This is a genomic window from Frigidibacter sp. MR17.14 (genome assembly GCF_037095735.1).
Lineage (GTDB): Bacteria > Pseudomonadota > Alphaproteobacteria > Rhodobacterales > Rhodobacteraceae > Frigidibacter.
Genome location: NZ_JBAWKD010000006.1, coordinates 112875 through 136303, shown reverse-complemented (window position 1 = coordinate 136303; position 23429 = coordinate 112875). Strand labels below are relative to the sequence as shown.

Here is a 23429-nt window from a genome sequence, read left to right as displayed (position 1 = left end):
AGGAACCTGGCCTGCGCGCCGGATCTCACGAAAGTCTCGCCGTCGTTTACTTAAAATTACCGAACAGCTGGATGATAGAGTAAATGGACGGCCCCACAAGGATCACCAGCAGCGGCGGCACGGTGAACATCATCGTGCCCAGCGTGATCTTTGTCGGCAGCTTGTTCGCCAACTCTTCCGCGCGCATCACGCGCTTGTCGCGCATGTCGGCGGCGTAGACGCGCAGCGCTTCGGCGATGGACGTGCCGAACTGCGCCGACTGGATCATCACCGTCACGAAGCTGGCGATGTCGGTGACGCCCGAACGCTCGGCGAAGGCGCGCAGAACCGAGGATTTCTCTTTCCCGGCCTTGACCTCGTAGGCGACGATCTCGAATTCCTCGGCCAGCGCGGGGTAGCCCATCTCGAGCTCTTTCGCGACGCGGATGATCGCCTGGTCCAGCGACTGACCGGCCTCGACGCAGACCAGAAGCATGTCGAGCGCGTCGGGGAAGCCGTTCTGCATCTGCTTCTGGCGGGCTTCGATCCGCTTGTCGAGCCAGTAGCGCGGCAGGTAATAACCCGCCGCCGCCGGCAGCAGCGTGTACATGGCCATCTGCGAGGCCGGCACATCGCCCATCGAGGATTTCAGCAGCGAATAGACGGTGCCAAGGATCAGCGCGCCGATGGCGACGGTGAACTGGATGGCGTGGAAGGTCCGGACGGAATTCTTGCCGCGATAGCCGGCGCGCATCATCTTCAGGCGCGCGCTCGTCATCTCCTCTTCCGTCTTCGGTTCGAGGAAGGTGGCGAACTTGTCGAGCTTGTCTGACCGGCCGGTGCGCAGCGCCCGACGCTCGCCATCCTTGCCGCGGCCCTCCTTGCCGTCGTCCTTCAGCTTCTTCAGCGGATCGGGCGCGCGGTTCAGGAACAGCGGGATGGTGACGGCAATCATCAGCAGGCCAAGCGCGCCGACGGCATAGAGCGGGCCCAGCGGGCCGAATCGGGCGACGAGAAGGTCGTTGATCTCGGTCAGCATGGCGGCCTCACACCTTGATCGTGGTCATGATCTTCATGAACAGGACGTTGACGGCGAGCATCGCGCCGACGGCGATCGCCGCGGGGATGAAGGCGGGGGTGTCCTTGACCCCGTCGTAATAGTCGGGCTTCAGCACCTGGATGCCGACCAGCGCCACCAGCGGGAAGCCGGACAGGAAGGTGCCGGACCATTTCGCCTCGGCGGTGATCGCCTTCACGCGGCGGAACAGGCGGAACCGGGCGCGCACGACCTTGGCCAGACCGTCGAGGATCTCTGCCAGGTTGCCGCCGGACTGCTGCTGGATCGTCACCGCGACGGCAAGGAAGCGAAGGTCCTGCATGTCGGTGCGTTCCGCCAGCGATTTGAGGCTTTCGGTGATGTCGCGGCCATAGGCGGCCTCGTCGGCGATCATCCCGAATTCGCTGCCCAGCGGATCGGCGACCTCCTTGGCGACGATTTGGATCGCGGCCGAGAACGGGTGGCCGACGCGCAGGCTGCGCACCATCAGCTCGATCGCGTCGGGCAGCTGCTCTTCCAGCAGCGCGATGCGCTTGTTGGCCTTGCCGTTCACCCACAGGAACACGCCGCCGACGCCCATCAGCACGGACAGAAGCGCGCGCACCGCCGGGCTCGCCTCGGTGCCGATGCCGAGACCGACATAGGCCACGGCGCTGAGCACGCCCATCATCATCACCAGCTGCCGCGGGCTGAAGGCGATGTTGGCCTTCTGCGCCTTGGCGGCCAGCAGCGAATAGAGCGGGATGCCGTTCGCCGCGAGATGCTGGCTGGCCTCCTTGCGGAGCTGTTCCAGCACCTGCTCGCGCTTGGCACCCTTGTCGAGCATCTCGAGCCGGCGGTTCACGCGGCTGTTGAGGCTGATCGACTTGCCGAAGGCCAGAAGGTAGATCCCTTCGACCAGCAGCAGCACCGCGACGAAGACGACGATGTAGATCAGGGGCGCGGCACTCAGCACCATGGTCGGGATCCTCGGAACGATACGTTACAGGGTGGGCTCGTAGATCGTGTGCGGCAGGTCGTAGCCCCACTGGCGGAAGCGGTCGGCATAGTGCGACCGGATCCCGGTGGCGGTGAAGCGGCCGATGATCTTGCCGTCGGCGGCAAGGCCCAGGCGCTCGTAGCGGAAGATTTCCTGCATCGAGATCACTTCGCCCTCCATGCCGGTCAGCTCGGTGATCGAAACCATGCGGCGCGAGCCGTCCTGCAGGCGCGAGGCCTGCACGATCAGGTTGACGGCGCTGGCGATCTGGCTGCGCACGGCCTTGATCGGCATCTCGATCCCGGCCATGGCGACCATGTTTTCAAGGCGGCTGATGCCGTCGCGGGCCGAGTTCGCGTGGATCGTGGTCATCGAGCCGTCGTGGCCGGTGTTCATGGCCTGCAGCATGTCGATGACTTCCTCGCCGCGGGTCTCGCCGACGATGATCCGGTCGGGGCGCATCCGCAGCGCGTTGCGAAGGCAGTCGCGCTGGGTGACGGCGCCCTTGCCCTCGACGTTGGCGGGGCGGCTTTCCATGCGGCCGACATGCGTCTGCTGCAGCTGGAGTTCGGCCGTGTCCTCGATCGTCAGGATCCGCTCGGCATTGTCGATGAACGACGACAGCGCGTTCAGCGTGGTGGTCTTGCCCGAGCCGGTGCCGCCCGAGACGATGACGTTCAGCCGCGTCGCGACCGCCGCCTGCAGATAGGCCGCCATCTCTTCGGTGAAGGCGCCGAAGCGGACGAGGTCGTCGATCGCCAGCTTCTCTTTCTTGAACTTCCGGATCGAGACCAGCGAGCCGTCGACCGCGACCGGGGGCACCATCGCGTTGAAGCGCGAGCCATCGGACAGGCGGGCGTCGACATAGGGATTCGATTCGTCGACGCGGCGGCCCACGGCGGACACGATCTTGTCGATGATCCGCAGAAGGTGCTTTTCGTCCTTGAAGGTGATGTCGGTCAGCTGCAGCTTGCCGGCGCGTTCCACGAAGATCTGCTGCGGCCCGTTCACGAGGATATCGTTGACGGTGTCGTCCTTCAGCAGCGGCTCGAGCGGCCCGAGGCCCATGACCTCGTCATACAGCTCCTGGTTCAGGACCTGCCGCTCTTCCTTGTTCAGAACCACTGACAGCTCGGTCAGCCCTTCCGAGGCGATGGCCGAGATCTCGTTGCGCAGCTCCGCCTCGGTCGCCTGTTCCAGCGCCGCAAGGTTGAGGTCGTCGAGCAGCCGCTTGTGCAGTTGCACCTTCAGCTCGGACAGCCGTTCCTTGCGCTTGCGCTCCTTGTCGGCGGCCACCGCCTGCGCCGGTGCCTGCGGCAGTTCGACCCGGCGCTGGACGGCGGCGGGGCGGGGCGGCTGCGCGACGGGGGCGCCCGCGGGCGCGGCCTGCGCCTGCGCGGCCGGGGCCGTGGGCACGGCGTTCGGCGGGGTCGCGGGCGTCTGGGGCTTCTTGTAGCGCGAGAACATGGCGGCGGATTATCCTGACGTCTGGCAGTCTGGGAGGGTCAGAGCTTGGCGGTCTCGGCAGCGCGGTTCAGCTCGAAAAGCGATTTCGCGAGCTTGGCGATTTCCTTGCGCAGCGCGCTTTTCTTCGTCGCCCCGTGCAGGGCCAGCGGCAGGCCGTGGTCGTTGGCCTGGGTGACCTGGCGACCGCCGTCGGGCATCTGCAGCTCGATCTTGATGTCGAGGCTCTCGGCCAAACGCTTGACCCGGGCCTTGGCGGGGAGGTCGGTCAGCCCGGGGGCGCGGTTCAGCACGTAGCGCAGCTTTTCCAGCGGCAGGTCTTCGGCGCGCAGCGCCCGGATCATGCGCAGCGTGTTCTGGGCCGAGCGCATGTCGAGCTCGATCTCGGCGAAGTAGACATGGGCCTGGGTCAGCACCGCCTCGGTCCATTGCACCACGGTCGAGGGCATGTCGACGACCACGAAGTCGAAGCAGCTGCGCGCGGTGTCGATGATGCGGTTGATGTCTTCCGAGCTGACGATGTCCAGCGGCAGCATCTCGCCCGGGGCGGTCAGCACGTGCAGCTTGTCGTTGAAGGTCACCATCGACAGCTGCAGCGTTTCGGCATCCAGCTTCGAGGTGTCCGACAGCATGTCGAAGACCACGTCGCGGCGCGGCAGGTCGAGATAGGTCGCCGTGGCGCCCATCTGGAAGTCGAAGTCCAGCAGGCAGACGCGGGGACCGTTCTCCTTGGCCATCGTCGCCAGTTCCCAGGCGAGGTTGACCGCGAAGGTGGTCGAGCCGACGCCGCCGGCAAGGCCGTGGACCGGCAGCACCACGCCGTCATGCTTGCCGGCGCCGCCGCGCGGGGCAGGGGGAACGGGCACCTGCGCCCAGTCGGCCGGCAGGCCGGCCGGCACCTGCGGCGCCTCGTTCAGCCGCTCGATCGCCTCGTGCAGGGCGTTCTGCGGCAGGGGGTAGGGCAGGAAGTCATCGGCACCAAGCTTCATCAGCTGGTGCAGGGCGGCCGGGCTCAACGTCTCGACGATCAGCAGGACGCGGATGCGCTTCTCCTTGGCGCGGGCGATGATCGCCGCGACCTCGGGCACGTCGGCCTCGTCCTCTTCGTCCAGCGCCACCGCCACGAACTGCAGGGCCTGGGCCTCGGGCTGGTCCAGGAAGCGCAGGGCCTCGGCAAATCCGAGATCGCCCCAGCTTTCGCCCAGCTCGGTCTCCATGTCCTCGATCAGCAGATCGAAGTTGGACACGTCACGGGACACCGTGCAGGCAACAATCTGCGCGGTTTCGGGCTCGATCATCTGGGCTGCCTTGGACATTGCCTCATTCCCTTCTGGAGCGGTTCTGCCCCCTGCGGCTCTTGCGGCCGCGTCCTTACTCACCGGTAAAAGATGGCCTGAGAATCGGGCGAGAATGCGGCTGGAAAACCGAAATTGTTTGGAGTTTGTGCACGGTAGCGACCCGCCGGTTGTATTCGGAGGAGCCGTCGCCTCGCGGCCTTGTCCGGGCCTCCGCATGGCCGTCGTCGCCTTCGGACGGGGCGGGACCCCGTGCCGGGCGAATCGCTTCGGCAAGGCATCCCTTCACACGGCAACCGGCGGGGCGACCTTCGGCGCGCCCCGCATCAGCCAGTCAGGTAACGCTCCGCCCGGCAGGGGCGGAGCGGCGATCAGTTGGTGCCGCCGGAGCCCGAGTTCGAGCCTGCGACGCCAGCGGCATCGCTGCCCGACCAGCTCGGCATGCCATGGTCCGCGACGGCGCTCGCGACATAGTCGCGGAAAATCACTGCCGCATACTTACCGTTCAGCGGCGTGCCCGTGCGATGTCCGACGAAGCCCGAAACCTCGGTCACGGTGCGACGGTTCTGGGCGTTGGGCGCCTCGGTCAGCACGAGGGGCTGCGTTTCGCCATAGGAAACGACCGCCTCGAGCCGCGAGCGGCTGATCCCGCGGGTCGACAGATAGGCGACCACGGCCTGGGCCCGGCGCAGGCCGAGCGCGCGGTTGTACCCGGCCGACCCGACGAGGTCGGTGTGGCCATAGACGCGGAAGCGCAACTCGGGGAACTGGCGGATGAAGTCGGCCTGCCGGTCGAGGATCGCGCGCGCCTCGCCGTCCAGCGCCGAGGAGTTGAAGGCGAAGTGCACGCGCGGCGGAACCGCGGCGGCGAAACGCTTGGTCAGGTCGATGACATAGCTCATGTCGCCGGTCTGGATCATCCGGTTCTGCATGGTGGCATTGCCGAACCCGGCCTGGGTATGGTCCACGGCGTCGCCCGCGGGCGCGTTCGAACAGGCCGACAGCAGCAGGGCGGCAAGAGGGGCGGCAGCGAGGAAGAGGCGCGTTTTCACTGTCGTCACTCCATCACGTAGCCATAGGAGCCGGTGTAGTCCTGCTTGGCCACCTCGGCCGCGGCCCCGGTGATCTTGCCGCGCAGGAACAGTTCGCGCTCGGTCGGGATCTTGACCCGGTCGGTCGGCAGGGCCAGCGCCATGCCGCGCGTCGGGGTCACGAGGTGCGGGGTCACGATGATGACGAGCTCGGTCTGCTGGCGCTGGTAGCTGGTCGAGCGGAACAGCGCGCCCAGCACCGGGATGTCGCCAAGCCACGGCACCTGGCTGTTCGAATCCTGGAAGTCGTCCTGCAGCAGGCCTGCGATCGCGAAGCTTTCGCCGTCGCGCATTTCGACCGTGGTCTTGCTCTCGCGGCGGCGGAAACCGTTGACCGAGAAGCTGCCGTTCTCGACCACGACGCTCGAGTCGATGCCCGAGACCGCGGCGTTCATCTGAAGGTTGATGATGTCGCCATCGACCACGCGGGGGACGAAGGCCAGCTCGACGCCGAAGGGCTTGTACTCGACCGTGATCCCGCCGTCGCCGTCGCTGACCGGGATCGGATATTCGCCGCCGGCAAGGAAGCTGGCCTCCTGCCCCGACAGGGCGGTGAGGTTCGGCTCGGCCAGGGTGCGGACCATGCCCTTGGATTCGAGGGCCTCCAGCAGCACGCCCAGCTCGAAGCTGCCGCGGGTCAGCACCGCGCCCAGTGCACCGGCCGCGCTGGTGGTGACTGTGTTGCCGGAGGTCAGGTTGTTGATCTCGTCGATGTTGCCGGACGCGCCGCGCGCGCCGAAGGTCCCGCGCGACCCCGCCGCGCCCAGCGACGCCGACAGGTTCTTCGACACGCTGCGTTGCATTTCGGCGAATCGCACCTGCAGCATGACCTGCTGGGTGCCGCCGACGTTCATCAGGTTCGACACCCGGTCGGGCGCATAGCGGTTCGCCAGTTCCAGCGCGCGGTCGAGCGCGGCGGTCGAGGTCACCGTCCCCGACATCACGATGCCGTCGTTGGCGGTCCGCACCTCGATCGGTTCACCGGGCAGGACCTGGCGCAGGCGCTCCTTGAATTCGGCGATGTCGGGGGTGACCTGCACCTCGACGTTGGTCATCAGCTGGCCGTCGGCCCCGAGCAGGGTCAGCGTGGTGCGCCCCGGCGCCTTGCCCAGCACGTAGATCGACTTGTCGGACAGGGTCGAGATGTCGGCGATGCCCGGGTTCGCGATCGAGAGTTCTGCGAAGGGCGTGTCCGCCTCGACCACGACGGCGCGGTTCATCGGAACCTGCAGCGGTGTCGAGGTCGATCCGCTCATCACGCGCAGAACTTCGGCCTGCGTCCCGGCGGGGCCTACGAACGCAACGGCGAGGGCCAGCGAACTGACCCAGAGAAACTTCTTCATCATCCGACGTCCTGCCCTCTCGAAACACGCCTCAGCCGGGTCTTTGCGCCCGAGATTTGAGGTGAGCATGCGCGAAAATGCGAAACCAAGCAAGAATCAAGCCCCAAACCACCCAGTTTCCCAAGCGTTGTGTCGTTAAGGACAGTTCTCAACAAAAAAACCGCGCCGTCGTGGCGCGGTTTTCCTGTGTTGCCTTTTGGTCAATTCGTGCAGGGGATCTCGACCTGGACGATCTCGCCGCCCTTGTTGGTTCGGATCGTGCACACTCGCGGGGCGGCCACCTCGGCCACGACCGGCTTCTCGATCCCCAGCAGGCGGGCCCTGTCGATCTCGACGGCGCCGACCGTGGTGGTGTCGTTGGTGCCCACCAGGGCCAGGGTCAGGCGGCCGGTCGACTGCGCCAGGGCGAGGGCGGCGACCTGTTCGGACGTGGCCTCCACAGTGACGGTGCGGGCGACCTGCGCCTGGACTGAACGGTCCTGGTCGGCGGTCTGGTCGACGGCGATCAGCTTGACGCCCGTGTCGATAAGCTTGGAAACCTGGGTGCCTTCCTGTTCGCCGGTCCAGTAGACGTCGACGCGGTCACCGGGGCGCAGGAAGCCCGACACGCCGGAACTGACGTCCACGGTGACGGTGAAGGCGCGCATGCCCTTGGTCAGGCGCGAGGTCAGGCCGGCATCCTCGCCAGGCTCGGTGACCTTGCTGGCCAGAACGGGTTCGTTGGCATCCATGGCGCGCAGCGCGGTGCGGGTCTGCGGCTTGCCTTCGGGGAAGAGGGCCTTGATGTCGGCGAAGGCGCCGGCCGGCTGGTGGTCCGCCTGATAGCGGATCGCGACCACGTCCTCGGCGGTGATGGTGTCACCATAGGCCTTGTCGGCCTTGACCACGAGGACGGTGGCCAGCGGCACCTGCTTGGCCATCTGCGCCATCAGCGCGTTGCGCTCGGCCTGGGTGCGGGCCACGAAACCCTGCGCCATGTAGACGGCTGCCCCCGCAAGCGCGAGACCGACCACGAGCACGAGTCCGAAAACAGCTCTCATCTTCCTTCTCCTACCAGTCTTGCCCGTCTGCTTGGCGGGCGTCTCTGCCTCGCGGGGCGGAGCCCGCCGGGGACGCGAGGTGGCATCCCCTGGTGTCGCTGCCCCGATTACGCTGCCGGGGCCGGGTCTTTCGTCTGTCGTGGCGGCCCCGGACGACGGGGCCACCGGAACTGGGTCGAGCCTTTGGGGCTCAGTTGTTCTTCGAGGCTTCGAGCGATGTCTTGATGTCGCCCGAAAGATCCGAGACGCCGCCCGACAGAAGCGAGGTCGCGGCAATCCCGAGCCCGACGATCGCGGCGGTCAGGACGACCCAGTCGACCGTCACGGCGCCGTCGTCTTCCTTGCGGAACGTATTGAGGTAGTTGAAGACTTTCATCTGTATGCTCCGGCCTTGGGGATGGATGTCCGTCCGGGCCGTGCTGTTCCGTCTGGCCCGTGCTTCCTAGATCCGGTCCAAAGGTGGCCGGTTCTGGGCAGGGCGCGGCCGGAACCGCGGAACACTCTCGCAAAATCTTCCTATCCTAGGAAACGGGCCGCACCCGGGCGGGGTGCGGCCCTGTCGCAGCCGGTCGTGAAACCGGCCATCAGGCTCAGTTGCTGGCGGCCGAAACGGTCGCGGCGCTCAGCGACGACTGGATGCTGGTCGACAGGTCGGTCACGCCGGTGTCGATCAGCGACATGGCGGCAACGCCAAGGCCGACGACGGCAGCGGTCAGGACGACCCAGTCAACGGTCACGGCACCGTCTTCGTCTTTGCGGAATTTCTTGAACAGGTTGGTCAGTTTCATGGCGTTCTCTCCAGGTTGCGCGTTACTCGCTACGCCGCTAGCCGGCATCCAGAACCCGATGCACTTGCGGTGTGAGGTTACTTTTCATTGAGGATCGTGGCGCGATTTGGGCGTTAAGGGTTCATTTTCGCGCTGTGGCGGGGTCTTGCCGGCCCCAGGCGGCCGAACTGCGCGATTTGCCGCCGAATCGGCCGTGATCCCCGGGGCACGGCGGGCATGTGATTCCCGCTTGGGCCGCGCGTGACAGTGGCTGCAGGCTGCGGTTTCTGCCATGCTCGTGCAAAGCCGGCGAACCGGCGAGGGCGCCCCGCGGGGGGCAGGCGGGTGGACAGTGCGCAGGAACGGGACAGGACAGCGGGGGCGCGTCTCCCGGCACGTGATGGCTGCGACGCTCGTCGCCATCGCCCTGGTGCCCGCGGCCCGCGCCGAAGAGGGCCTGCCGATGCAGGCACCGTCGCCCGTGCCCGATGCGGCGCCTGCCGCGGCCAGTGCGCCCGCGCCCTCCGCCGTGCCCGCGCCCTTCGCCGAGTTCACCGCCAAGCGGATCGGCGTGCCGAAGTCGGGGTTCACCGGCAAGCGCATCACCGTCCAGATCGACCCGGCAGAGCAGGCGCGTGCCCTTGCCGCGCTCGAACCCTGGCCCGAGCCGTCGGCGCAGAAGGGCGAGGGCGAGGGACCGCCCGCACCGGTGAAGCCCGGGGCCTATGATTGGTACTGGCAGGCGGTCTCACCGCGGCTGGGCGACACGGCGGGGCGCTTCCAGCTGGCGCTCGCCGCGCTGAACCAGGGTCCGGCCGGGTCGATGGTGGCTTCGCCGCGCCTGCAGCACATGCGCGAGATCGCCGAGGTGCATGGCGCCGACATCCTGAAGGCCACGATCGGGACCCGGGTGTCGCCGGCGCTGGTGCTCGCGGTGATCGGAATTGAAAGCGGCGGCCGGCCCGCGGCGGTCTCGTCCGCCGGGGCGGTGGGGCTGATGCAGCTGATCCCCGCCACCGCCGCGCGGTTCGACGTGAGTGATTCGACCGATCCGATGCAGAACATCAAGGGCGGGGTCGCCTATCTGGACTGGCTGATGGGCGAGTTCGACGGCGATCCGCTGATGGTGCTGGCGGCCTACAACGCGGGCGAGAACGCCGTGAAGAAGGCCAATGGCGTGCCGCCCTACGTCGAGACGCGGGACTATGTGCCCAAGGTTCTGGCGGCTTGGCAGGTGGCGCGCGGCCTTTGCCTGACGCCGCCCGAGCTGGTCTCGGACGGCTGCGTGTTCCGCGGCTGACGGGGCGGGGACGCCGCCCCATTCGGGCCTCGTGGCCAGGTCTCCCCGGGTGAGCCTCACAAGGTCGAAGGACTGGCTCAGTCCGCCGGCGGTCAGACGGCGAAGAACGCGGCGGCCTCGGGATGCTTCGCGCGCCAGCCGTTGACGAAGGGGCATAGCGGGACGATGCGGAAGCCCTCGGCCTCGGCGTCTGCCACCAGCCTCTCGACCAGCGCCTTGCCCGCGCCCATGCCCCGGAAGGCATCGGGGACGCCGGTGTGATCGGCGATGACGAGCGTGGGCGAGCTGATCGAATAGGTCAGCTCGGCCTCGGCCCCGTCGAGGCGGATCACGTAGCGCCCGCGCGACCCCTCGACCTCGCGAGTGATGGCGGGAAGCTCAGTCAACGAGCGTGGCCTGCGTGGCGGCCCGCAGTTCGTCCTCGGTGACGCCCTCGGCGGTCTCGACGATCTTCAGACCGCCCTCGACCACGTCGAGCACGCCCAGGTTGGTGATGATCCGGTCGACCACCGACAGACCGGTCAGCGGCAGGGTGCATTCCTTCAGCACCTTCGATTCGCCCGCCTTGTTGGTGTGGTCCATCACCACCACCACGCGGCCGACGCCCGCCACCAGGTCCATGGCGCCGCCCATGCCCTTCACCAGCTTGCCGGGGATCATCCAGTTCGCGAGGTCGCCCTTTTCGGACACTTCCATCGCCCCCAGGATCGCCATCGCGATCTTGCCGCCGCGGATCATCGCGAAGCTCTGGGCGCTGTCGAAGTAGGCCGAGTGCGGCAGCTCGGTGATCGTCTGCTTGCCGGCGTTGATCAGGTCGGGATCGACCTTGTCATCCGTGGGGAAGGGGCCCATGCCCAGCATGCCGTTTTCCGACTGCAGGGTCACGGTCATCCCCTCGGGGATGTAGTTCGACACCAGCGTCGGGATGCCGATCCCGAGGTTCACATACATGCCGTCCTTCAGCTCCTTGGCGGCGCGGGCGGCGATCTGGTTGCGGTCCCAGGGCATTGTCGTCCTCCTTCGCCGCGCGCTCTGGCGGCGTCCATGATGGTTTAGGCCAGTCCCGCGGCGGCGGGAAGCGGGTGTCGGGCAGGCATCCCTGCAACGGGCGGGGCGGGGGGCAGGCTCTGGCCAAGCTCGGCCATCGCCAGGGCCGCGTAATCGGCGTTCATGTGGCGCAGGTCCGGGCGGGCCGGGTCGAAGGCGCCGGGGCGGGCGAAGCGGTCTGCGCTGGCGAAGGGGCCGGCCCGTGTCGCGGCCGGCTGCGCGAGCCAGCGCCAGCCCGCCGCCGCGACCTCTGCCGCGATCACCGCTTCGTAAATTGCCTCGATCCTTGCCGCGGCAGGGCGCAGGCGCAGGCGCACGAGGGCCGCGTCCTCCTGCGGCGCGCCGGGCGCGTCGGAGGCCAGCGGATAGGGCACGGCCAGCAGGCTGACCGGCACGCCGACCGGCAGCCGCGGCCTGAGCGCGGCGATCTCCTCGCGCACCCAGTCCGCCAGCGCGGCGGTCAGCAGACCCGCGGAGATCGCATGATCCGCGCCGGTCCGTGGCAGGCCGAAGATGTCGCGCTCGCGCAGGGACCGGGCCAGGAAGAACAGCCGGAAGCGGGGCGCGCAGACTGCGATGTGATCGGTGCCGGCCATGTCCAGCGCGGCGCAGCCGTTCCACTCGACTGATTTCGCCCGGCCGATCCGGTCGTCGGGGGCCGGGCCAAGCCGCCCGGCTTCGTCGAGGCGCGCGCGCGACCAGCTGGCGCCGGGCAGGGCATAGAAGCGCGTCTGCACGCCCGGCAGCGCCCCTTCCAGATCGGGGGCGAGCGACAGGGTGGCTGCCTGCGAGGTTCCCAGCACCAGAAGCCGCGTCATGCGCGCCCTCCGGGGGCGAAGGCCTCGTAGAGCAGCTCTTCACAGACCAGCGGGTCATCGCTCTCGGCCCCGTCGCCCTCGGTCCGGCTGTCCGGCACCGAAGCTGTGCCCCCCTGCGGCAGGCCGAGGGGCGCGGTGCCGCAGACGAGGTGCAGCGCCTCGGCAAGGCCCGCGCGCGTCGGCCGCCCGTCGGGCGCAAGGCAGTCCTGCAGCCGGCCGGGTGCGGTCAGAACCTCGTGCAGCGGCAGGTAGGCCAGCCGCCGGCCGCGCGTTGCAAGGCGCGACATCGCGATCCTGAGGTTCGCCCGGTCGCGGGCCCCGTCCGGCCAGCCGTCCTCGACCGCGGGCGAGAGCGCCATGATCAGCCGCGGCTCGTCCATCAGTTGGCGCAGGTCGCGCCAGATCGACGACAGCTCGGATTCGATTTGCGAAAGCGTCGAACGCGCCGGCACCAGCCCGCCGATCCGCGCCGCCGCCTCGGGCGGATGGGCGCTGCGATGCGCCGGATCCTCGTGGCAGGTGGCGGAGGACAGGCACAGCAGCACCACCTCGGCGCTGGTCAGTGCCTTGGAGATCGCTGCCAGATGCGCCGCGCGGGCCTCGATCGCGGCCGCGTGGCTGTCGAAGCCCGCAGGCTCCACCCCGGGGCGCAGGCTGTCGATGAACTGGCCGGGCGCGATCTCGCGGATCGCGGCGCGCGGCGCGCGTCGGCCGCTGAGTTCGGCCAGAAGCTGGGCCACTTCGCGCGCAGAGCGCAGCGGCCCGGTGCGGGCCGCGCCCTGACCCCAGCCGAAGTCCTTCAGCACCGCGGGCGGGAAGCCGTCGGGCGGCGGTTCGGCCTCGACGGAGCGCCCGCAGGCGGCGAGGCCCCGGTGCAGCGCGCCGGCGAAGGCGTCCCCCAGAACGAAGATGCCCGCACCGGCAGATATTGGCAGGGAGAGCGCGAGGGCCTCGGCCAGCGGCATGGCACCCCCCAAGGCGGCCTCGTGCCCGGACCCCGCCACGGTCCTTGCCACGCCCGACCGCCAGAACGCTTCGGGCGGAAGATCGTGGTAGGGAGAGGTCATGCGGCGCGGGTGGTGCGGTTCTCGATGCGCTTCTCGTGCTCGCCCTGGATCAGGCGGTGCACGTAGATGCCGGGCAGGTGGATGTGATCGGGGTCGAGGCTGCCGACCGGCACGATCTCTTCGACCTCGACCACGCAGACCTTGCCGCACATCGCGGCCGGCGGGTTGAAGTTGCGCGCGGTCTTGCGGAACACGAGGTTGCCGCTTTCATCCGCCTTCCAGGCCTTGACGATGGCGAGGTCGGCGACGATGCCGCGCTCCAGGATGTAGTCCTGACCGTCGAAGTTCATCACCGGCTTGCCCTCGGCAATGACGGTGCCGACGCCGGTCTTGGTGTAGAAGCCCGGGATCCCGGCGCCGCCGGCGCGCATGCGCTCGGCCAGCGTGCCCTGTGGGTTGAACTCCAGCTCGAGCTCGCCCGAGAGGTACTGGCGCATGAATTCCGCGTTCTCGCCGACATAGGACGAGATCATCTTCTTGATCTGGCGGGTCTTCAGCAGGATGCCGAGGCCGAAATCGTCGACGCCGCAGTTGTTCGAGGCGACGGTGATGTCCTTGGTGCCCGCTTCCTTGATCGACTGGATCAGAAGCTCGGGAATCCCGCAAAGGCCGAAGCCGCCGGCGGCGATCAGCATCCCGTCGAAGAGAAGCCCGTCCAGAGCCTCGCCCGCGCTGCCGTAGACCTTCTTCATTCCGCGCCTCCCGCTGCGTCACGCCTTGCCCCGCACGTGGACGGGGCCTCCGGCGACACGTTCCATCGCCGGGGACCGGGAGTCAATCGCCGCTCCGCAGCGTCAGTCGGAAACGGCGCGCGGCCAGCGGGTTACTCGCCCAGATCCGAGGCATCGGCCTCGCCGGCCTTCGGCTTTGCCGTCTTCTTGGCAGGGGCCTTCTTCGCGGCAGGCTTCTTGGCGGCGGTCTTTGCCGCCGGTTTCGCGGCTGCCTTCGGTGCAGCCTTGGCTGTGGCCTTCTTCGCGGGCTTCTTGCCGCCCTTCGACGCCTTGGCGTTCACCAGCTCGACCGCCTGATCGACGGTGATCGCCTCGGGCTCGATCTCTTTCGGCAGGGTCGCGTTGACCTTGCCCCATTTGACGTAGGGCCCGTAGCGGCCGGGCATGACCTGGATCGCGCCGCCGTCCGGATGCTCGCCCAGCTCCTTCAGCGGCTTGGCCGCCGCGCCGCGCCCGGCGCCGCGGCTGGCCTTCTGCGCCAGCACCTCGATCGCGCGGTTCATGCCGATGGTGAAGACCTCGTCGACCTCCGGAAGGTTGGCATAGGTCGAGCCGTGCTTGACGTAGGGGCCAAAGCGGCCGATGCCGGCCTCGACCTTTTCCTTGTCCTCGGGGTGCAGGCCGATCTCGCGCGGCAGATCCAGAAGCATCAGCGCGCGTTCGAGGTCGATCGACTCGGGGCTCCAGCCCTTCGGCAGGCTCGAGCGCGGCGGTTTCGGCTGCTCTTCGCTGGCCTCGCCGCGCTGGACGTAGGGCCCGAAGCGGCCGGTGCGCAGCGTGATCGGCAGGCCCGCCGGGTCGTTGCCCAGCAGCTTGCCGTCACCGGTCAGCGCCATGCCCTCTTCGCCGCCCGCGGTCGAGATCGGGCGGGTGTAGCGACATTCGGGATAGTTTGCGCAGCCGATGAAGGCCCCGCCCGACCGCGCGGTCTTCAGGTTCAGCTTGCCAGTGCCGCAGACTGGGCAGATCCGCGGGTCCGAGCCGTCGGCGCGGGCCGGGTAGAGATGCGGGGCAAGGAAATCGTCAAGCTTTTCGAGCACCTCGGTGATGCGCAATTCGGATGTCTCGGCGATCGCGGCCGAGAAGTCGCGCCAGAACCGCGCCAGCACTTCCTTGTAGTCACGTTCGCCCGCCGAGATGTCGTCAAGCTCGGCTTCCAGCGCCGAGGTGAAGTCGTATTCGACGTAACGCTTGAAGAAGTTCGCGAGGAAGGCGGTGACGAGCCGGCCCTTGTCCTCGGGGATCAGGCGGTTCTTGTCCTTGCGGACATAGTCGCGGTCCTGGATCGTGGTCACGATCGAGGCGTAGGTCGAGGGGCGGCCGATGCCCAGCTCTTCCATGCGCTTGACCAGCGTCGCCTCAGTATAGCGGGCGGGGGGCTGGGTGAAATGCTGTTCGGGCGTGATCCCCTGCTTCTTCGCGGCTTCGCCCTGCATGATCTGCGGCAGGCGGCCCTCGTCCTCGCCCTCGTCGTCGCGGCCTTCGTCGTAGACCTTGAGGAAGCCGTCGAACATCACCACCTGGCCGGTGGCGCGCAGCTCGACCTCGCCGTCGCGCGAGCCGACGTCGACGGTGGTCCGTTCCAGCCGCGCGGCGGCCATCTGGCTGGCGATGGTGCGCTTCCAGATCAGGTCGTAGAGGCGCTTCTGATCGCTTTCGGTCAGGCGCAGGTCGTCGGGGGCCGCCGACATCTCGGTCGGGCGGATGCATTCATGCGCTTCCTGCGCGTTCTTGGCCTTGTTCTTGTAGATCCGCGGGCTGTCAGGAACGTAGGACGCGCCGAAGCGGGCCCGGATCGCCTCGCGGGCAGCGGTGACCGCCTCGGGCGCCATGTCGATGCCGTCGGTCCGCATGTAGGTGATGTGCCCGGCCTCGTAGAGGCGCTGCGCGGCGGCCATGCAGGCCTTGGCGCCCATGCCGAACTTGCGGCTGGCCTCCTGCTGCAGGGTCGAGGTCATGAAGGGCGGGTAGGGGTTGCGGCTGGCGGGCTTCGCCTCGACCGATTTCACGGTCAGGTCGCGCGAGCGGATCGCCTCGACGGCGAGGCTCGCGGCCTCTTCGGTGGCGATGTCGAAGCGGTCGAGTTTCTTGCCGCCGAGCACGGTCAGCCGGGCCTCGAAGCTCTGACCGCGCGGGGTTTCCAGGATCGCCTTGACCGACCAGTATTCACGGGCCCGGAAGGCCTCGATCTCCATCTCGCGCTCGACGATCAGGCGCAGGCAGACGGATTGCACGCGGCCGGCGGACTTGGCGCCGGGCAGCTTGCGCCAGAGCACCGGCGAGAGGTTGAAGCCCACGAGATAGTCGAGCGCGCGGCGGGCCAGATAGGCCTCGACCAGCTCCATGTCGACATCGCGGGGTTTGCTCATCGCCTCGGTGACGGCGGATTTGGTGATGGCGTTGAAGGTCACCCGGCGGACGGTCTTGCCCTTCTTCAGCGACGAGGCGAGGGCCTCCTGTAGGTGCCACGAGATCGCCTCGCCCTCCCTGTCAGGGTCGGTGGCGAGGATCAGCGTGTCGTCGGTCTTCAGCGCCTCGGCGATGGCGCGAACGTGTTTCTTGCTGTCGGCCGCGACCTCCCAGGTCATGCCGAATTCATTGTCGGTGTCGACCGAACCGTCCTTGGCGGGCAGGTCGCGGACATGGCCGAAGGAGGCGAGCACCGTGTAGTCGGAGCCGAGATACTTGTTGATTGTCTTGGCCTTGGCAGGGGATTCGACGACGACGACGGCCATGTTCGGTCCTTCGGGGAGGGTACTTCACTTCGGTCGGGGAACATGGGGTGGGGGGATGGGGATTGTCAATGCATGCGGTCCCGGCCGATGTCGCGGCTTTGAGCGAAGGCTCCCGCCGCCGTCCGGCGCGGCCCGGGGGCCGCTTGTCCGCGTTGGGCCGGGCGCCGCCCTGCCGGGCGGCGCGGTGCCGTCTATTGGATGCGGGCGACGAAGCCGCCGGGCATGCGTTCGATCCGTCCGTCGAGTTCGAGCGTCAGCAGTTCCGGCGCAACGCGGGCCGCGGGCATCGCGAGGTCGCGGATCAGCGCATCCTCGGCGATCGGCGCGGGGCCGAGACGGTCGAGGATGATGCGGTGCAGGGCGGCGGTTTCGGACAGGCCGCGGGGGGAGGGTGCCGCACCGGGGGCCGGGCGGGTCCGTTTCGGCGCGGGCGCCGCAGCCTGCCCATCCTGCTGGGGCATCGGTGGTTCGGCCTGCGGCTCTGCCGGCGGCGCGAGCGCGTCTGCGGTTCGCTGTGTGGCGTGCGAACCGCCCAGGGCCTCGAGCACATCGGCGATCCCGCGCACGAGCGTCGCGCCGTCGCGGATCAGCGCATTGCACCCCGCGGCCCGGGCATCGACCGGGTGGCCGGGCACGGCCAGAACCTCGCGGCCAAGGTCGAGCGCATCGCGCGCGGTGATCAGGCTGCCCGACTGGGGGGCGGCCTCGACCACCACGACGGCCTCGGCCATGCCGGCGATCAGCCGGTTTCGCTGCGGGAAATGGCGTGCGATGGGCTCCAGCCCCGGCGGCTGTTCGGACAGGCGCAGGCCTTGCGCGGCAATCGCGGCGGAAAGCGCCGCATTCTCGCGCGGATAGGTCACGTCGACCCCGCCGGCATGGATCGCGACGGTGCCGCCGGCGAGGGCGGCCTCATGCGCGGCGGTGTCGATGCCGCGCGCGAGGCCCGAGACCACGGCATAGCCGGCCTCGGTCAGCCCGACGGCCAGCCGCCGCGCCATGCGCATGCCGAGGGATGACGCATTGCGGGCGCCGACGAGCGCGACCGCGGGGCGCTGTGCGAGCTCTTCCGCGCCGATCGCCCAGAGGAGCGGCGGGGCCTCTGCCAGTTCGGCCAGCCGCGGCGGATAGCCCGGTGCGCCCCGGCAGAGCAGCCGCGCGCCGGCGCGGCGCCCCTCGGACAGTTCGGCACGGGCGACGGGCAGCGGGCAGGGTTGGTAATCGGTGATCCCGGCGGCCCGGGCGATCTCGGGCAGCGCGGCCAATGCCGCCTCTGCCGAGCCATGTTCGCCGATCAGCCGCCAGAACGTGGCCGGGCCGACCTTGCGGGAGCGAATGAGACGGAGCCAGAGGATCTGATCCTCTTCCGCAGTGGGTGGGGTGAAGGGGGTGGGAAAAGTGAACAAGTCCTTGTTCATCCGGACCTCCGCCTCATTCGCCGAGGACCGGTATAGCGGGCGTAAGGTTAACGAGTGATTGACGCCGCGCGATTCGTTCGAGGTCCGGCGACAGTCGTTGCGGACCGTCGCCGTAGCGGCATCAAGCGGCCGAACCGCCGACGGTCAGCCCGCCGATCAGCAGCGTCGGCTGGCCGACGCCCACCGGCACCCATTGCCCGGCCTTGCCGCAATTGCCCATGCCGGGGTCCAGCGCCATGTCGTTGCCGATCGCGCGGATGTGCTGCAGCGCCGTCGCCCCGTCGCCGATCAGCGTCGCGCCCTTCACAGGTGCGCCGACAACGCCGTTCTTCACCCGATAGGCCTCGGTGCAGGAGAAGACGAACTTTCCGCTGGTGATGTCGACCTGCCCGCCGCCGAAGCCCACCGCCCAGATCCCGTCCTTCATCTCGGCCCGGACCTCTTCCGGCGTCGCCTCGCCGCCCAGCATGTAGGTGTTGGTCATCCGCGGCATCGGGATATGGGCGTGGCTCTCGCGCCGGCCGTTGCCGGTGGGCGCGACGCCCATCAGCCGTGCGTTCTGGCGGTCCTGCATGTAGCCGACCAGCACCCCGTCCTCGATCAGCACGTTCTTCGCCGAGGGCGTGCCCTCGTCATCGACGCTGATCGAGCCGCGCCGGTCGGGGATCGTGCCGTCGTCCAGCACCGTCACGCCTTTCGCGGCAATGCGCTGGCCCATCAGCTCCGAGAAGACCGAGGATTTCTTGCGGTTGAAGTCGCCCTCGAGCCCGTGGCCGATCGCCTCGTGCAGCAGGATCCCCGGCCAACCCGGGCCGAGCGCCACGTCCATCACGCCCGCGGGGGCTGCCTCTGCCTCGAGGTTCACCAAGGCCACGCGCAGCGCCTCGCGCGCCACGCCCTTCCAGTGATCCGAGGTGATCAGCCCCGAAAGCCCATAGCGCCCGCCGCCGCCCGCGCTGCCGGATTCGCGCCGGCCGCCCTTCTCGACGATCACCGAGACATTGAGCCGCGCCATCGGCCGGATGTCGGACACGAGCCCGCCCTCGGGACGCAGGATCACCACCTCCTGGTGCGAGGCCGAGACCGAGGCGGTGACCTGCACCACGCGGCTGTCGATGTCGCGCAGGAAGGCGTCGATCTCGCGCAGGGTTTCCAGCTTCACGCCGAAGGTGGCGTCGGCCATCGGATCGCTGTCGGCGTAGAGGCGGCGGTTGGTGCCGGGGGGCGGGGGGGCCATCACCCCGCCGCCATCGCCCACGGCGAGCCGCGCGGTGGCGGCGGCGCGCTTCAGCGCGGGTTCCGAGATCTCGGTCGAATGCGCATAGCCCGCGACCTCGCCCTTCACCGCGCGCAGGCCGAAGCCTTCCGAGGCGTCATAGCTTGCAGACCGCACGCGCCCGTCGTCGAAGACTATCGATTCCGAGCGGCGGCGCTCGAGGAACAGCTCGCCATCCTCGGCCCCCGCGGTCGCCTCGCGCAGCACCGCCAGCGCGGCAGCCTCGTCGAGATGGGTGTCGAAGGGGCGGAAGGGCCCGTCAGCCATGGTGTCAACCCTGTCTTAGATCTGTCGCAGGCGCGGCGCCGTGTCGCACGGTTTCGCTTGTCGGTTCGGGCACAATATGGTTTTTGAGGGCCATGTTACAACGCGTCACGTTTGCGTGCGTGAGGCGTGCGCGGTTGAGGAGCCGCGCCCGACACGAGGGAGATAGGATCGATGCGTCTTGCCGGAAAGCTTTCCGCTCTGGTCACCGTGGTTCCGGGGCTTCTGGCCGCCGGGATCGCCCGCGCACAGGAGGCGGCGGGCGACGGTCTGACCGGTCTGGAAACCGTCGGCCGCGCGTATCAGGGCGGCATGGGCTTCCAGCCTGCCGCGACCGAGCTGGCGCATGACCAGCAGTGGCTCGACCACATGCTGCTTTACGTGATCACCGTGATCACGATCTTCGTCGTGGCGCTGCTGGCGATCTGCATCCTGCGCTACAACCGCCGCGCCAACCCGGTGCCCGCGCGTTTCACCCACAACACGCCGGTGGAAATCGCCTGGACGCTGATCCCGGTGCTGATCCTGGTGGTCATCGGCTCGTTCTCGCTGCCGATCCTGTTCAAGCAGCAGGAGATCCCCGAGGCCGACATCACCATCAAGGTGACCGGCTACCAGTGGTATTGGGGCTATGAATATCCCGACGAGCAGGTGGCTTTCGACAGCTACATGCTGGGCCATCCCGCCACGCTGACCGCCGAGGACGAAAGCGCCGGTGCGGTTCCCTACGTCAACGGCCCGGCGATGGCCGCCAAGCTGACCGCCGCCGGCTACCAGCCCGACGAGTTCCTGCTGGCCGTCGACAACCCGATGGTGGTGCCGGTCGGCAAGACCATCGTCGTGCAGGTCACCGGCTCGGACGTGATCCACAGCTGGACCGTGCCGGCCTTCGCCGTGAAGCAGGACGCCGTTCCGGGCCGGATCGCCGAACTGTGGTTCAACGCCGACCGCGAGGGCGTGTTCTTCGGCCAGTGCTCGGAGCTTTGCGGCAAGGACCATGCCTACATGCCGATCGTGGTGAAGGTGGTCAGCCAGGAGGCCTATGATCAGTGGCTCGCCCGCGCTAAGGAGCTCTTTGCGGCCAATCCGGCCCCGAAGACCCTGAAACTCGCCTCGGCCGACTGACTGGGCCAAGGCAGGGAAAAGCCCGGCTTTCCAAGGGCTTCCCCACCTGGAGACTGGTGAATGAGCGATCTGAGCGCCCTCGATCACAACCGCGAAGCCGGATTCGGCGACTATGTCGCGCTGCTCAAGCCGCGCGTCATGTCCCTTGTCGTCTTCACCGCGGCGGTAGGGCTTTTGGTCGCACCCGTGGGCGTTCACCCCTATGTCGCCTTCACCGCGATCCTGTTCATCGCGCTGGGCGGCGGGGCCTCGGGCGCGCTGAACATGTGGTATGACGCCGACATCGACGCGGTGATGCGGCGCACGAAATCGCGCCCGGTGCCCTCGGGGCGCGTGGCGCCCTCCGAGGCGCTGGGCCTTGGCCTCGCGCTGTCGGGGATCTCGGTCCTGATGCTGGGGCTGGCGGCGAACTGGTTCGCGGCCGCTTTCCTGGCCTTCACCATCTTCTTCTATGCCGTCGTCTACACGATGTGGCTGAAGCGCTCGACCCCGCAGAACATCGTCATCGGCGGCGCGGCCGGCGCCTTCCCCCCGATGATCGGCTGGGCGGTGGCGACCGGCGGCATCAGCGTCGAATCCGTGCTGATGTTCCTCTTGATCTTCCTGTGGACGCCGCCGCATTTCTGGGCGCTCGCGCTCTTCATGAACAACGACTACACCGCCGCCAAGGTGCCGATGCTGACCGTGACCCACGGACGCCGCACCACCCGCGCCCATATCCTGGCCTATACGCTGATCCTCGCGCCCTTCGCGGTGGGCACCGCCTTCACCTCGATCGGCGGGCCGATCTACCTCGCGGTCTCGATCGTGCTGAACGCGCTGTTCATCCGAGGCGGCTGGAAGCTGTGGCGGCGTGCCGAGTCGGCGGCCGAGGCGGATGGCTACCGCGCCGAGAAGCAGGTCTTCCGCTTCTCTCTGCTCTATCTCTTCCTGCATTTCGGGGCGCTTCTGGCCGAGGCCGCGCTGCGCCCCTGGGGCCTCGGAGGCTGGTAACGCGATGGCATTCAGACCAGAACACGAACTGCACCGCCGCCGCTTCGGCCGCAACCTCGGCCTCGGGCTGGTGCTTGCGGCCTTCGTGGCGCTGGTCTTCGGTCTGACCATCGTCAAGATCACCAATCTCGATCATGCCGAGGGCGCGCCGCCCAGCGTCACGCACACGACGGCAAGGGTGACCGGATGAGCGCACGAGGGAGGAACGGTGCGCTGGCGGTCAAGCTGGTCGGGGTGGTCGCGCTGATGGTCGCGGCCTCCTTCGTCGCGGTGCCCTTCTACAGCTGGTTCTGCCGGGTGACGGGTTATGCCGGCACCACGCAGGTGGCCACCAAGGGCTCGGACACGATCCTTGACCGCGAGGTGACGGTGCGCTTCGACGCGAACACCGGGCCGGGCATGCCCTGGGAGTTCAAGCCGCTGCAGCGTACGATGAAGATCCGCGTCGGCGAGACCGGGCTGGCCTTCTACGAGGCCTATAACCCGACGAACCACGTCACTGCGGGAACCGCGGCCTACAACGTCGCGCCGGATGCGGCAGGCTACTATTTCTCGAAGATCCAGTGCTTCTGCTTCACCGAGCAGGTGCTGGAACCCGGAGAGCGCGTCACGATGCCGGTCAGCTTCTACGTCGACCCGGAGATCGTGACGGATCGCGACGCGAAATCCGTGACCCATATCACGCTGAGCTATACCTTCTACCCGGCGAAACTGCCCGAGGACCGTCAGGCCTCGGTCGAGGCTCCCGCCGGGGGAAGCAGCACGAACTAGGACGGCCAAGGGGGGCCAAGGGAGGACCGATGGCGCACAGCAAGAACCACGACTACCACATCCTGCCACCGTCGATCTGGCCGTTCATGGCCGCGGTCGGCGCCTTCGTCATGCTGACGGGCGGCGTGCATTTCATGAAGTCCTCGAGCCCCTGGATGTTCCTGGTCGGGCTGATCCTCGTCCTCTACGTCATGTGGGGCTGGTGGGGCGACACGATTCGCGAAGGGCAGGCGGGCGACCATACCCCGGTCGTCGAGATCGGGCTGCGCTACGGCTTCATCCTGTTCATCATGTCCGAGGTGATGTTCTTCGCCGCCTGGTTCTGGTCGTTCTTCAAGCACGCCATGTACCCGATGACCGAAGGCTACCCGGCGCAGATGGGCGTCTGGCCGCCCGAGGGCATCCAGACCTTCGATCCTTGGCACCTGCCGCTGATCAACACGCTGATCCTGCTCTGCTCGGGCATGGCCGCGACCTGGGCGCACCATGCGCTGGTGCATGAGAACAACCGCAAGGATCTGAAGACCGGGCTCGCGCTGGCCATCGCGCTGGGGCTGCTCTTCACCTTCTTCCAGGCCTACGAATACAGCCACGCGGCCTTCGGCTTGTCGGGGAACATCTACGGCGCCAACTTCTTCATGGCGACGGGCTTCCACGGCTTCCACGTGATCATCGGCACGATCTTCCTGGCCGTCTGCCTGGCCCGTGCGGTCCGCGGGCATTTCACCCAGCGCAACCACATCGGCTTCGAGGCGGCGGCCTGGTACTGGCACTTCGTGGACGTCGTCTGGCTGTTCCTCTTCGCCGCGGTCTACATCTGGGGCGGCTGAGCTTCTGAAACAGGTCGGGGGGGGCTCGCGAGCCCCCCC

At 68.2% G+C, this 23429-nt stretch carries 23 protein-coding genes; 6 read left to right on the top strand and 17 right to left on the bottom strand.

All coding sequences use genetic code 11. The features are described 5' to 3' along the window. Window positions 1-46: 46 nt before the first annotated feature. The 9 genes from V8J36_RS15990 to V8J36_RS15950 form a co-directional block, all read right to left on the bottom strand. Window positions 47-1018 (bottom strand): type II secretion system F family protein, encoded by a 972-nt coding sequence (locus tag V8J36_RS15990; RefSeq protein WP_336468313.1) that lies wholly within the window; start codon window positions 1016-1018, stop codon window positions 47-49. 7 nt (window positions 1019-1025) lie between these two features. Beyond that, a complete protein-coding gene (locus V8J36_RS15985) occupies window positions 1026-1994 on the bottom strand; it encodes a type II secretion system F family protein (protein ID WP_336468312.1) in 969 nt (322 codons plus the stop codon). A 24-nt stretch (window positions 1995-2018) separates the two neighbouring features. After that, window positions 2019-3482 (bottom strand): CpaF family protein, encoded by a 1464-nt coding sequence (locus tag V8J36_RS15980; protein ID WP_336468311.1) that lies wholly within the window; start codon window positions 3480-3482, stop codon window positions 2019-2021. Between the two features lie 38 nt (window positions 3483-3520). After that, complete coding sequence (locus tag V8J36_RS15975; RefSeq protein ID WP_336468310.1) at window positions 3521-4795, bottom strand: AAA family ATPase; 1275 nt, start codon at window positions 4793-4795, stop codon at window positions 3521-3523. A gap of 350 nt (window positions 4796-5145) precedes the next feature. Continuing rightward, window positions 5146-5826, bottom strand: coding sequence for an OmpA family protein (locus V8J36_RS15970; RefSeq protein WP_442902500.1), 681 nt, complete (start codon window positions 5824-5826; stop codon window positions 5146-5148). Window positions 5827-5831: 5 nt separating this feature from the next. Continuing rightward, complete coding sequence (locus tag V8J36_RS15965) at window positions 5832-7211, bottom strand: type II and III secretion system protein family protein (protein ID WP_442902499.1); 1380 nt, start codon at window positions 7209-7211, stop codon at window positions 5832-5834. 197 nt (window positions 7212-7408) lie between these two features. Continuing rightward, a complete protein-coding gene (gene cpaB / locus V8J36_RS15960; protein WP_336468309.1) occupies window positions 7409-8248 on the bottom strand; it encodes a Flp pilus assembly protein CpaB in 840 nt (279 codons plus the stop codon). A gap of 190 nt (window positions 8249-8438) precedes the next feature. Next, window positions 8439-8624, bottom strand: coding sequence for a Flp family type IVb pilin (locus V8J36_RS15955; RefSeq protein ID WP_336468308.1), 186 nt, complete (start codon window positions 8622-8624; stop codon window positions 8439-8441). Between the two features lie 214 nt (window positions 8625-8838). Beyond that, on the bottom strand, window positions 8839-9036 hold the full coding sequence (locus V8J36_RS15950) for a Flp family type IVb pilin (protein ID WP_336468307.1): 198 nt from the start codon (window positions 9034-9036) through the stop codon (window positions 8839-8841). Window positions 9037-9478: 442 nt separating this feature from the next. Between V8J36_RS15950 and V8J36_RS15945 the strand changes: the two genes are divergently transcribed. Continuing rightward, on the top strand, window positions 9479-10315 hold the full coding sequence (locus tag V8J36_RS15945; RefSeq protein ID WP_442902505.1) for a lytic transglycosylase domain-containing protein: 837 nt from the start codon (window positions 9479-9481) through the stop codon (window positions 10313-10315). A 92-nt stretch (window positions 10316-10407) separates the two neighbouring features. On the opposite strand, the gene V8J36_RS15940 is transcribed toward V8J36_RS15945, so the two are convergent. The 8 genes from V8J36_RS15940 to tldD form a co-directional block, all read right to left on the bottom strand. After that, the gene (locus V8J36_RS15940) at window positions 10408-10701 is read right to left on the bottom strand and encodes a GNAT family N-acetyltransferase (protein ID WP_336468305.1); all 294 of its coding nucleotides are present in this window, start codon (window positions 10699-10701) and stop codon (window positions 10408-10410) included. Further along, a complete protein-coding gene (locus V8J36_RS15935; protein ID WP_336468304.1) occupies window positions 10694-11323 on the bottom strand; it encodes a 3-oxoacid CoA-transferase subunit B in 630 nt (209 codons plus the stop codon). The genes V8J36_RS15940 and V8J36_RS15935 overlap by 8 nt, the downstream gene beginning before the upstream one ends. 44 nt (window positions 11324-11367) lie before the next feature. Further along, complete coding sequence (locus V8J36_RS15930; RefSeq protein WP_336468303.1) at window positions 11368-12180, bottom strand: hypothetical protein; 813 nt, start codon at window positions 12178-12180, stop codon at window positions 11368-11370. Further along, a complete protein-coding gene (locus V8J36_RS15925) occupies window positions 12177-13196 on the bottom strand; it encodes a GSCFA domain-containing protein (protein ID WP_336468302.1) in 1020 nt (339 codons plus the stop codon). Before V8J36_RS15925 ends, V8J36_RS15930 begins: the two co-directional genes overlap by 4 nt. Before the next feature lie 47 nt (window positions 13197-13243). Further along, on the bottom strand, window positions 13244-13939 hold the full coding sequence (locus V8J36_RS15920; protein WP_336468301.1) for a CoA transferase subunit A: 696 nt from the start codon (window positions 13937-13939) through the stop codon (window positions 13244-13246). 131 nt (window positions 13940-14070) lie between these two features. Next, window positions 14071-16713, bottom strand: a complete 2643-nt coding sequence (topA, locus tag V8J36_RS15915) for a type I DNA topoisomerase (RefSeq protein WP_336468300.1) — start codon at window positions 16711-16713, stop codon at window positions 14071-14073. Between the two features lie 191 nt (window positions 16714-16904). Next, the gene (gene dprA / locus V8J36_RS15910) at window positions 16905-18131 is read right to left on the bottom strand and encodes a DNA-processing protein DprA (RefSeq protein ID WP_336468299.1); all 1227 of its coding nucleotides are present in this window, start codon (window positions 18129-18131) and stop codon (window positions 16905-16907) included. 121 nt (window positions 18132-18252) lie between these two features. Further along, entirely contained in the window at window positions 18253-19674 is a 1422-nt protein-coding gene (tldD, locus tag V8J36_RS15905; protein WP_336468298.1) for a metalloprotease TldD, read from the bottom strand. Between the two features lie 171 nt (window positions 19675-19845). On the opposite strand from tldD, the gene coxB reads away from it, so the two are divergent. Genes coxB through V8J36_RS15880 form a run of 5 tightly spaced genes read left to right on the top strand, consistent with a single transcriptional unit; the run spans window position 19846 to window position 23390 of the window. Next, window positions 19846-20796 (top strand): cytochrome c oxidase subunit II, encoded by a 951-nt coding sequence (coxB, locus tag V8J36_RS15900; RefSeq protein ID WP_336468297.1) that lies wholly within the window; start codon window positions 19846-19848, stop codon window positions 20794-20796. 60 nt (window positions 20797-20856) lie between these two features. Continuing rightward, window positions 20857-21789 carry a heme o synthase gene (cyoE, locus tag V8J36_RS15895; RefSeq protein WP_336468296.1) on the top strand — a complete coding sequence of 311 codons (933 nt, stop codon included), beginning with the start codon at window positions 20857-20859 and terminating at the stop codon, window positions 21787-21789. 4 nt (window positions 21790-21793) lie between these two features. Beyond that, window positions 21794-21979, top strand: a complete 186-nt coding sequence (locus tag V8J36_RS15890; protein ID WP_336468295.1) for a hypothetical protein — start codon at window positions 21794-21796, stop codon at window positions 21977-21979. Further along, a complete protein-coding gene (locus V8J36_RS15885; RefSeq protein WP_336468294.1) occupies window positions 21976-22560 on the top strand; it encodes a cytochrome c oxidase assembly protein in 585 nt (194 codons plus the stop codon). The genes V8J36_RS15890 and V8J36_RS15885 overlap by 4 nt, the downstream gene beginning before the upstream one ends. Window positions 22561-22589: 29 nt before the next feature. After that, window positions 22590-23390 carry a cytochrome c oxidase subunit 3 gene (locus V8J36_RS15880; RefSeq protein WP_336468293.1) on the top strand — a complete coding sequence of 267 codons (801 nt, stop codon included), beginning with the start codon at window positions 22590-22592 and terminating at the stop codon, window positions 23388-23390. The last annotated feature ends 39 nt before the right edge of the window (window positions 23391-23429 follow it).

What these genes read in the sequence shown, in the direction of transcription:
- cyoE (WP_336468296.1), top strand. Translation starts at nt 20,857, where the DNA reads ATGAGCGATCTGAGCGCCCTCGATCACAACCGCGAAGCCGGATTCGGC.
- V8J36_RS15975 (WP_336468310.1), bottom strand. Translation starts at nt 4,795, where the DNA reads ATGTCCAAGGCAGCCCAGATGATCGAGCCCGAAACCGCGCAGATTGTT.
- coxB (WP_336468297.1), top strand. Translation starts at nt 19,846, where the DNA reads ATGCGTCTTGCCGGAAAGCTTTCCGCTCTGGTCACCGTGGTTCCGGGG.
- V8J36_RS15880 (WP_336468293.1), top strand. Translation starts at nt 22,590, where the DNA reads ATGGCGCACAGCAAGAACCACGACTACCACATCCTGCCACCGTCGATC.
- dprA (WP_336468299.1), bottom strand. Translation starts at nt 18,131, where the DNA reads ATGAACAAGGACTTGTTCACTTTTCCCACCCCCTTCACCCCACCCACT.
- V8J36_RS15950 (WP_336468307.1), bottom strand. Translation starts at nt 9,036, where the DNA reads ATGAAACTGACCAACCTGTTCAAGAAATTCCGCAAAGACGAAGACGGT.
- cpaB (WP_336468309.1), bottom strand. Translation starts at nt 8,248, where the DNA reads ATGAGAGCTGTTTTCGGACTCGTGCTCGTGGTCGGTCTCGCGCTTGCG.
- V8J36_RS15955 (WP_336468308.1), bottom strand. Translation starts at nt 8,624, where the DNA reads ATGAAAGTCTTCAACTACCTCAATACGTTCCGCAAGGAAGACGACGGC.
- V8J36_RS15920 (WP_336468301.1), bottom strand. Translation starts at nt 13,939, where the DNA reads ATGAAGAAGGTCTACGGCAGCGCGGGCGAGGCTCTGGACGGGCTTCTC.
- V8J36_RS15935 (WP_336468304.1), bottom strand. Translation starts at nt 11,323, where the DNA reads ATGCCCTGGGACCGCAACCAGATCGCCGCCCGCGCCGCCAAGGAGCTG.
- V8J36_RS15885 (WP_336468294.1), top strand. Translation starts at nt 21,976, where the DNA reads ATGAGCGCACGAGGGAGGAACGGTGCGCTGGCGGTCAAGCTGGTCGGG.
- tldD (WP_336468298.1), bottom strand. Translation starts at nt 19,674, where the DNA reads ATGGCTGACGGGCCCTTCCGCCCCTTCGACACCCATCTCGACGAGGCT.
- V8J36_RS15965 (WP_442902499.1), bottom strand. Translation starts at nt 7,211, where the DNA reads ATGATGAAGAAGTTTCTCTGGGTCAGTTCGCTGGCCCTCGCCGTTGCG.
- V8J36_RS15980 (WP_336468311.1), bottom strand. Translation starts at nt 3,482, where the DNA reads ATGTTCTCGCGCTACAAGAAGCCCCAGACGCCCGCGACCCCGCCGAAC.
- V8J36_RS15890 (WP_336468295.1), top strand. Translation starts at nt 21,794, where the DNA reads ATGGCATTCAGACCAGAACACGAACTGCACCGCCGCCGCTTCGGCCGC.
- V8J36_RS15945 (WP_442902505.1), top strand. Translation starts at nt 9,479, where the DNA reads ATGCAGGCACCGTCGCCCGTGCCCGATGCGGCGCCTGCCGCGGCCAGT.
- V8J36_RS15930 (WP_336468303.1), bottom strand. Translation starts at nt 12,180, where the DNA reads ATGACGCGGCTTCTGGTGCTGGGAACCTCGCAGGCAGCCACCCTGTCG.
- V8J36_RS15990 (WP_336468313.1), bottom strand. Translation starts at nt 1,018, where the DNA reads ATGCTGACCGAGATCAACGACCTTCTCGTCGCCCGATTCGGCCCGCTG.
- V8J36_RS15985 (WP_336468312.1), bottom strand. Translation starts at nt 1,994, where the DNA reads ATGGTGCTGAGTGCCGCGCCCCTGATCTACATCGTCGTCTTCGTCGCG.
- topA (WP_336468300.1), bottom strand. Translation starts at nt 16,713, where the DNA reads ATGGCCGTCGTCGTCGTCGAATCCCCTGCCAAGGCCAAGACAATCAAC.